Consider the following 8,879-nt stretch of genomic DNA (forward strand, 5'->3'; position numbering starts at 1 on the left):
GCGGCGCCCGACGCCCGACACCCGGCGCCCGGGAGGCCGCTTCTCGCCACGCGGTTTCCGGTACCACTTGGCCGACGGCCCTCCCGGCCTTTGCGACCGGGTGAGCCCGCCGTGTCCGGGGCGCCGCCCGGACGTCGGTCACACGACGACCGCGGGACCGCCGTGCTCGCTCACCATGGGCCGGCCGGCCCTTTCCCAGGCGAGCATCCCGCCGTCGACGTTCACCGCGTCGATGCCCTGTTGCACCAGGTACTGCGTGACCTGCGCGGAGCGACCACCGACCCGGCACACCACATGGGCGCGCCGCCCGTCGGCCACCGCCTCCGTCACCTCTCCGAAGCGGGCGACGAAGTCGCTCATCGGCACGTGCAGAGCGCCCTCGACATGTCCGGCTGCCCATTCGTCGTCCTCGCGCACGTCCAGGACCAGGGCGTCAGCCGGTACGGACGCGGCGTCCACGGCGGGCAGCGGTGCGAAGTTCATGGGTCATTCCTCTTCCCGGGGCGGATACGCAGAAGTCGTCAGCGTCGCGAGCTCCGCCTCACGCTCGGACACCTGGGCGAGCAGTTGTTCGGCCACCTCGTCGAGGAGCCGGTCCGGGTCGTCCGGCGCCATCCGCAGCATCGCACCGATCGCGCTCTCCTCCAGCTCCCGCGCGACGGCCGTCAGCATCTCCTTGCGCTGTGCCAGCCACTCCAGGCGGGCGTACAGCTCCTCGCTCCGGCTCAGCAGGGGCACGGCGGGCGCGGGGCCCGCCTCCCACTCGTCGGCGAGCCGCCGCAGCTGCGCCTCGTCCCCGCGGGCGTACGCGGCATTGACCCGCGTGATGAACTCGTCCCGCCGAGTGCGCTCCGCCTCCTCGGCCGCCAGGTCCGGGTGGGCCTTGCGGACGAGGTCGCGGTAGAGCCTGCGCGCCTCGTCCCCGGGCCGAACCCGGCGGGGCGTCTGCACGGGCTGCTCGTTCAGCATGGCGGCGGCCTCCGGGGACAGCCCCTCGGAGTCGATCCAGCTGTGGAAGAGTTCGTCGACCCCCGGCATCGGCAGCACCAGGGCCCTGGCCTCCTGCGCCCTGCGCAGGTCCTCCGGGTCGCCGGTGTGCGCCGCCCGCGCCTCCGCGATCAGCGCGTCCAGCTCGTCGAGTCGCGCGTACATCGGGCCGAGCCTCTGGTGGTGCAGCCGGGAGAAGTTCTCCACCTCGACCCGGAAGGTCTCCACCGCGATCTCGAACTCGATCAACGCCTGCTCCGCCGCCCGTACGGCACGGGCGAGCCGCGCCTCCGGGGCCTCCTGCGGCCCGCTCGCCCCGGCGGGGCCGGGCGTCTCCCCGGCACCGGGGGCGTCGGGCCCGCCGGGCACACCGGAGGCGCCGGGCCCGCCGGGCGGAGGCCACTCGGGCTGCGGAGGCCGCTCGGCGGCAGCGGCCTCGTCCACGGGGGCGCCGGTCGGGTCGTCGCTCGGGGTCGTCACCCGACCAGACTACGGGCGACCGGCACCCCGTCCGTCACACGCCCAGTTCGGCGGCGACACGTCCGGCCCGCACGGCCGCGACCAGATCGGCGTGATCGGCCTCGGTGCGGTCCGCGTACGCCACGGCGAAGGAGGCGACGGCGGCGTCGAACTCGTCGTTCTTGCCGCAGTACGCCGCTATGAGCCTCGGGTCCGCGCTGTGCGCGTGCGCCCGCGCCAGCAGAGCACCGGTCATCCGTCCGTAGTCGTCGACCTGGTCGGCCGCCAGTGCCCCCGGGTCGACGCTGCCCTTCCGGTTGCGGAACTGCCGCACCTGGTAGGGCCGCTCCTCCACGGTCGTCCACCCGAGCAGGCTGTCGCTGACCACCTGCATCCGCTTCTGGCCCAGCACGACCCGGCGCCCCTCGTGCCCGGCGTCCTCGACCTTGAACCCGGCTTCGGGCAGGTACGGCACCAGCGCCGAGGGCCTGGCCTCCTTCACCTGCAGCACCAGCGCCTCCCCCCGGTGGTCCAGGAGCAGCACCACGTACGACCGGGTGCCCACGCTGCCCGTGCCGACGACGCGGAACGCCACGTCCTGGATCGTGTACCGGGCGAGCAGCGGCAGCCGGTCCGGCGGCAGCGTCCCCAGGTACGGGCCCAGCGCGGAGGCGACGAGCGCGGCCTCCGCGTCCGGCACGCGCGACAGCACCGGCGGGGCGTCCACGAACCGGCGCGAGCCGTCCTCACAGGTCTCCGTCGCCTTCGCGGCGAACCGGGCACTCGTGTTGCGGCGGGCCTTCTCCGAGACCCGCTCCAGCGTGCCGAGCAGGTCCCGCGCGTCCGTGTGCGAGACGAGTTCCTCGTCGGCGATGGCGTTCCAGGCGTCCAGCACCGGCATCCGCGCCAGCAGCCGCATGGTCCGCCGGTAGGCGCCCACCGCGTCGTGCGCGGCCGCCCGGCACACGTCCTCGTCGGCCCCGGTCTCCCGCCCGGCCAGCACCAGGGAGGTGGCGAGGCGCTTGACGTCCCACTCCCACGGGCCGACCACGGTCTCGTCGAAGTCGTTCAGGTCGATGACCAGCCGGCCGCTCGCGTCGCCGTACAGGCCGAAGTTGGCCGCGTGGGCGTCCCCGCATATCTGCGCGCCCACGCCCGTGACCGGCGTACCCGCCAGATCGTGCGCCATCAGCCCGGCGGCACCGCGCAGGAAGGCGAACGGCGTCGCCGCCATGCGCCCGACCCGTATCGGTGCCAGCGCGGGCACCCTGCCGCGGCTCGACTCCTCGACCGCGCGCACCGCGTCGGGCCGCCCGGCACGCAACGCCAGCGCGTCGTGCGCGGCGCGCGGCACCCGCTCCCGCAGGGCCTTGCCGTATTCCTTCGGCCCTCCGGCCCCGCCCGGCCCGTACCCCCCGGTGTGGTGCCGTGCGAATCCCGGTACGACCGGGATCCGCCCCGCGCCCCCGTGCGCGTCCGCACCGGCCGACCGGGCACCCGCGACACCGCCGCCCGTGCGCTGCGCGGGCACCGTGGCCCGGATCTCGTCCATACATCCCCCCATCACGTGATCTCGACCGGACGTGCGACGACCGTACCCTTCCGCCACCCACCCGTCTCCCCCTGTGGACAACCCTCACTCACACGTTCCCGCCGTCTCCGCCGCCGACCGCTTCCACGGCATCCCGGACGCCGGCGTACGAGCCGGCCACCGTACGAGCCGCCGTCGGCCACCGCGCACGCCCCGCCGCACCGAGCGCCCCACCGGACACCAGTGGCGACCACGCCCGGGTACTCCGGACGCCGTCTCCGCCCGCGTCGACCGGGAACGAGAACCCCACCGCCGCATCCGTCCCATCACCCGCCTCCGCCACCGATCCGCCCCGGTTCCCCTCCTGACATCCCTGTCACCGGGGCCGTCCCCTCCTCCGGCCGCGATCCGCACCCCTCCCGTCCGCCGCGGGCCCCTGCCGCGCCGCGTCAGGACCCGCCGGTGCCGGCCCTCAACCGGCACGTCCGGCAGGCGCACGCCGGGGAGCCGCCGGGCCCGGGTGGCGGCCGCGGTACCGGGCGCCCTTTTCGAGGGCCGCGCCGAACGAGCCGGGGAGCCGTCAAAGCCCTCCGCGAAGCGGAGCGCGGCGGCACCGCCGTCGACCCGGAGGTCGTGCGGCAGCCGCCACGAGGGCGCCGGGCCCGCCGGAACGCCCCGCTCCGCGCGGACGGAAGGGCGCTCATCCGTGGTCCGGAGCGCTCCGGCGACGCGGTCGCGTGCACCGGTGGTTCCCGGGACCCCGGTCGACGAGCACGTCGGCGAGGTCCCGGCCGGACCCGGCCGCCCTGGCCGAAGAGGTCCACCACGGCGCCACGGGGTGCTTCCGGTCCCCGCCCGCGCACGAGGCCGGCTCACCGCGCCACCCGGCCCCGGCCCCAGTCCTCACCCGGTCCTGAAGACCACCCCGCAGACCCGTGAGGCCCCGCGGGCCCACGAGAAAGGGCCCCCACCCGGACTCTCGTCCTGGTGGAGACCCTGTCTCCTGTGGTGCGCGAGGGGGGAGTTGAACCCCCACGCCCTTGCGGGCACTGGAACCTGAATCCAGCGCGTCTGCCTATTCCGCCACCCGCGCATTTGGGTGTCGTCTCCTCGGGCCCCACCTTTTCGGCGCGACCGCTTGGCGACATCTGAAGATTAGCACGTCGTACGGGGTGGATTCACATCCGTTGTTTCGGGCGGTCGGCGGGCGAACAAGGACAGGGAGGGGCGTGCGCCGGAGCACCCGCGCGCCGCTCCAGCCCCGCACGACACACGCGACGGAGACGCGCACATGGACACCCCGCCAGGGGACGAGGGACAGGGACCGGCACGGACCGGCACGCCCCGCCCCCGACCGTCCCGGGCGGCCCCCGGGTGCGGGACACTGTCCACAGGCCACCTCTACGATCCGTACGGGAGATGTGAGAGGTGACACTCGTCCACAGGACAGGGAAGGGGAACCAGCCGATTTCCCGACGCGTGGATACGATCGGTAAGCAGTACCAGGACGGCAACGACGGAGGAGGTGCCCCATGGGAGTCCTGAAGCGGTTCGAGCAGCGACTCGAAGGCCTGGTCAACGGCACCTTCGCCAAGGTCTTCAAGTCCGAGGTCCAGCCCGTCGAGATCGCCGGGGCCCTCCAGCGCGAGTGCGACAACAACGCGACGATCTGGAACCGCGAGCGGACGGTCGTCCCCAACGACTTCATCGTCGAGCTGAGCGCGCCCGACTACGAGCGCCTCAGCCCGTACTCAGGGCAGCTCGGCGACGAGCTCGCCGGCCTGGTCAGGGACTACGCCAAGCAGCAGCGGTACACGTTCATGGGCCCCATCAAGGTCCACCTGGAGAAGGCCGACGACCTCGACACCGGCCTCTACCGGATCCGCAGCCGCACGCTGGCCGCCAGTTCCTCGCAGTCGGCGCAGCCCGCCGACGGCGCGCACCCGGCGGGTCCGCCGCAGGGGCCGGGCGGCCGTCCCGGCGGTTACGGATACCCGCCCGCCGGCGCCCCCGATGCCGACGACCNCGCCGCCGGGCGCCGGCGCCGCGCACCGCCCGCACGGCGGCTCCGGCCACCTGCCGGGCGCCGGCCAGGTGCGCCGCTGGATCGAGATCAACGGCACGCGCCACCAGATCTCCCGCCCCACCCTCGTGCTGGGCCGCAGCACCGACGCCGACGTGCGGATCGACGACCCCGGCGTGTCCCGCCGCCACTGCGAGATCCGGACCGGAACGCCCTCGACGATCCAGGATCTCGGGTCCACCAACGGCATCGTGGTGGACGGACAGCACACCACCCGCGCTACGCTCCGCGACGGCTCGCGAATCGTCGTGGGCAGTACCACCATCGTTTACCGGCAAGCCGAAGGGTGAAGCGGGGGCAATGTCAGAGCTGACCCTCACGGTCATGCGGTTGGGTTTCCTCGCCGTACTGTGGCTGTTCGTCATCGTGGCCGTCCAGGTCATCCGCAGCGACCTGTTCGGCACGCGGGTCACGCAGCGCGGTTCGCGCCGCGAGGGCTCACGTCCGCAGCAGGGCGGCCGTCAGGGGGCCGCGCCGCCGCAGCAGCGGCAGCGCCGCGGCGCCCCGACCAAGCTGGTCGTGTCCGAGGGCACGCTGACCGGCACGACGGTCGCGCTCCAGGGCCAGACCATCACGCTGGGCCGGGCCCACGACTCCACGATCGTCCTGGACGACGACTACGCCTCCAGCCGGCATGCCAGGATCTACCCGGACCGTGACGGCCAGTGGATCGTCGAGGATCTCGGGTCCACCAACGGCACCTATCTCGACCGGACCCGACTCACCGCACCGACCCCGATTCCGCTGGGCGCGCCGATCCGCATCGGCAAGACCGTCATCGAGCTGCGGAAGTAGTACGACAATGAGCGAGCGGAGCGAGCGAGCCGCATCGGTCCCAGGGGACCGCGAGGGGCTCCCGACCGGAGGGTGGGCAGTGTGGCTCGAGACCGGCTGTACTCCGAGCCGACGGGCGAGGTGCGCATGAGTCTGTCACTGCGCTTCGCCGCCGGGTCGCACAAGGGCATGATCCGCGAGGGGAACGAGGACTCGGGATACGCCGGCCCCCGCCTGCTCGCCATCGCCGACGGCATGGGCGGCCAGGCCGCGGGCGAGGTCGCCTCCTCCGAGGTGATCTCCACCCTCGTCACGCTCGACGACGATGTCCCCGGTTCGGACCTCCTCACCTCCCTCGGCACCGCGGTGCAGCGCGCCAACGACCAGCTCCGTGTGATGGTCGAGGAGGACCCCCAGCTCGAAGGCATGGGGACCACCCTGACCGCCCTGCTGTGGACCGGTCAGCGGCTCGGTCTCGTCCACGTCGGCGACTCGCGCGCGTACCTCCTCCGCGACGGCGTCCTCACCCAGATCACCCAGGACCACACCTGGGTCCAGCGCCTGGTCGACGAGGGCCGGATCACGGAGGAGGAGGCCACCACCCATCCGCAGCGCTCCCTCCTGATGCGCGCTCTGGGCAGTGGCGACCACGTCGAGCCGGACCTCTCCATCCGCGAGGTCCGCGCCGGCGACCGGTACCTGATCTGCTCCGACGGCCTGTCGGGCGTCGTCTCCCACCAGACGATGGAGGAGACGCTCGCCGGCTACCAGGGTCCGCAGGAGACCGTCCAGGAGCTCATCCAGCTCGCCCTGCGCGGTGGCGGCCCCGACAACATCACCGTGATCGTCGCGGACGTCCTCGACGTGGACGGCGGCGAGGCCCCCGCCGGCCGGCCCAGCGACAGCCCGGTGGTCGTCGGCGCGGTCGCCGAGAACCAGCCGCAGCTCAACGACGGCGGCGCCATGCAGACCCCGGCGGGCCGCGCGTCCGGCCTGGGCCGGTCCGAGCAGCCGCCGGCGGGCGGTTTCGGCCCGCCCGGCAGCGGCGACGACATCGGCTACGGCGGCATGCCGCCCGAGGGCGGCGGCTACGGCACCTACGGCGAGGCCGACCTCACCAAGCCGGGCAAGGGCCGCAGGTGGTTCAAGCGGATCTTCTTCACGGTGCTGGTGGTGGCGCTCGTCGGCGGCGGCGCCTACGGCGGCTACCGCTGGACGCAGACCCAGTACTACGTCGGTGCGAACGACGGCCACGTCGCGCTGTACCGCGGCATCAGCCAGGACCTGGCGTGGGTCTCGCTGTCGAAGGTCGAGAAGGACCACCCCGACATCGAACTCAAGTACCTCCCCGCCTACCAGCAGAAGCAGGTCGAGGAGACGATCGCCGGCAGCAGTCTGGCGAAGGCCGAGGCCAAGATCAAGGAGCTGGGGGCCCAGGCGACCGCCTGCAGGAAGCAGGAGCAGGCCCGCGCGGCCGCGCCCCCCAGCGAGGAGCAGGCCGGCGGCACCACGGGTTCCGCCGGCACCAGCAAGCCCAAGCCCACGCCCACCACAGCCGTCCCCTCCCCGGGCCCCACCCTCACGGAGGACGAGAAGAGGCTGGCCTCGAACTGCGGCAAGCAGTAAGCACCCGTAGGGGGGCCTTTCCACCATCATGAGCGCTGTCACCAACACGACCACCATCGGCGCGATCGACGCGCCGAGCCGCCGCAACACCGAGCTGGCGCTACTCGGCTTCGCCACCGCCATCCCGGTGTTCGCGTACCTGAACGTGGGTCTGGCCCTCGACGGCGAGATCCCCGCCGGCATGCTCGGTTACGGTCTGGGCCTGGGCCTCCTCGCGGGCATCGCGCACCTGCTGGTGCGCCGCTTCGCCAAGTACGCCGACCCGCTGCTCCTGCCGCTGGCGACCCTGCTGAACGGCCTGGGCCTGGTGCTGATCTGGCGCCTCGACCAGTCGCCGCGGCTGATCGCCGACTCGATCCGGAAGTACGGCTCCCACAGCGGGGACGCACCGCAGCAGCTGATGTACTCGGCGATCGGCGTCGCCCTGTTCCTGCTGGTGCTGGTCTTCCTCAAGGACCACCGGGTGCTCCAGCGCTACACGTACATCTCCATGGTCGTGGCGATCGTGCTGCTGCTGCTGCCCCTCGTGCCCGGCCTGGGGACGGACAGCTTCGGCGCCAAGATCTGGATCAGGGTCGGCCCGTTCTCCATCCAGCCCGGCGAGTTCGCCAAGATCGTCCTGGCGGTCTTCTTCGCCGGGTACCTGATGGTGAAGCGCGACGCGCTCGCGCTGGCCAGCCGCCGCTTCATGGGCCTGTACCTGCCCCGGGGCCGCGACCTCGGCCCGATCCTCACCATCTGGGCGCTGAGCCTGGCCATCCTGGTCTTCGAGAACGACCTCGGCACGTCGCTGCTGTTCTTCGGCATGTTCGTCGTCCTGCTGTACGTGGCGACCGAGCGGACCAGCTGGATCGTCATGGGCCTGCTGATGGCCGTGGGCGGCGCGGTGGTGGTCGGCTCGTTCGCCACCCACGTGCAGTCCCGCGTGGCCGCCTGGCTCGACCCGTTCGAGTGCCTGAAGACGGCCCCCCCGGACACCAACATGGCGTGGGCCTGCGACCAGATGACCCAGGTCCTCATGTCGTTCGGTTCCGGCGGCACCATCGGCACCGGGCTCGGCCAGGGCAACTCCGACCTGATCCAGTTCGCCGTCAACTCCGACTTCATCTTCGCCACCGTCGGCGAGGAACTGGGGCTGGCCGGCGCGATGGCCTTCATCCTCCTGTACGGCCTGATCGTGGAGCGCGGCCTGCGCACCGCCCTCGCCGCCCGGGACCCCTTCGGCAAGCTGCTCGCGTGCGGCCTCTCCGGCGCCTTCGCCCTCCAGGTCTTCGTCGTGGCCGGCGGTGTGATGGGCCTCATCCCGCTGACCGGCATGACGATGCCGTTCCTCGCGTACGGTGGTTCGTCGGTCATCGCCAACTGGGCGCTGATCGCGATCCTGCTCCGCATCAGCGACACCGNNCGCCGCCCCGCCCC

Annotated in this window: 6 protein-coding genes, 1 tRNA gene and 2 pseudogenes; 5 read left to right on the plus strand and 4 right to left on the minus strand. The window is 72.9% G+C overall.

Annotation, left to right across the window (positions count from 1 at the left end):
* Nucleotides 1-138: 138 nt before the first annotated feature.
* The 4 genes from MW084_RS13795 to MW084_RS13810 all read right to left on the minus strand — a co-directional run bounded on the left by MW084_RS13795 (nucleotide 139) and on the right by MW084_RS13810 (nucleotide 4,070).
* A complete protein-coding gene (locus tag MW084_RS13795) occupies nucleotides 139-483 on the minus strand; it encodes a rhodanese-like domain-containing protein (RefSeq protein ID WP_010472893.1) in 345 nt (114 codons plus the stop codon).
* 3 nt (nucleotides 484-486) lie between these two features.
* The gene (locus tag MW084_RS13800; RefSeq protein WP_050986814.1) at nucleotides 487-1,356 is read right to left on the minus strand and encodes a hypothetical protein; all 870 of its coding nucleotides are present in this window, start codon (nucleotides 1,354-1,356) and stop codon (nucleotides 487-489) included.
* A gap of 145 nt (nucleotides 1,357-1,501) precedes the next feature.
* Nucleotides 1,502-2,998, minus strand: coding sequence for a DUF2252 domain-containing protein (locus MW084_RS13805; RefSeq protein WP_010472889.1), 1,497 nt, complete (start codon nucleotides 2,996-2,998; stop codon nucleotides 1,502-1,504).
* A 985-nt stretch (nucleotides 2,999-3,983) separates the two neighbouring features.
* Nucleotides 3,984-4,070, minus strand: a tRNA-Leu gene (locus MW084_RS13810).
* A 439-nt stretch (nucleotides 4,071-4,509) separates the two neighbouring features.
* Between MW084_RS13810 and MW084_RS13815 the strand changes: the two are divergent.
* The 5 genes and pseudogenes from MW084_RS13815 to MW084_RS13835 all read left to right on the plus strand — a co-directional run.
* Nucleotides 4,510-5,002, plus strand: a pseudogene (locus MW084_RS13815) (DUF3662 domain-containing protein); the annotation flags it as partial.
* Between the two features lies 1 nt (nucleotide 5,003).
* Nucleotides 5,004-5,350: pseudogene (locus MW084_RS13820) on the plus strand (FHA domain-containing protein); the annotation flags it as partial.
* Between the two features lie 10 nt (nucleotides 5,351-5,360).
* Complete coding sequence (locus MW084_RS13825; RefSeq protein ID WP_010472885.1) at nucleotides 5,361-5,855, plus strand: FHA domain-containing protein FhaB/FipA; 495 nt, start codon at nucleotides 5,361-5,363, stop codon at nucleotides 5,853-5,855.
* A gap of 126 nt (nucleotides 5,856-5,981) precedes the next feature.
* Nucleotides 5,982-7,460, plus strand: a complete 1,479-nt coding sequence (locus MW084_RS13830) for a Stp1/IreP family PP2C-type Ser/Thr phosphatase (RefSeq protein ID WP_039829608.1) — start codon at nucleotides 5,982-5,984, stop codon at nucleotides 7,458-7,460.
* A gap of 28 nt (nucleotides 7,461-7,488) precedes the next feature.
* A partial coding sequence (locus tag MW084_RS13835) for an FtsW/RodA/SpoVE family cell cycle protein (RefSeq protein WP_275563613.1) occupies nucleotides 7,489-8,863 on the plus strand: 1,375 nt, incomplete at its 3' end.
* Between the last annotated feature and the right edge of the window lie 16 nt (nucleotides 8,864-8,879).

This window comes from Streptomyces sudanensis, from assembly GCF_023614315.1.
GTDB classification, from domain to species: domain Bacteria; phylum Actinomycetota; class Actinomycetes; order Streptomycetales; family Streptomycetaceae; genus Streptomyces; species Streptomyces sudanensis.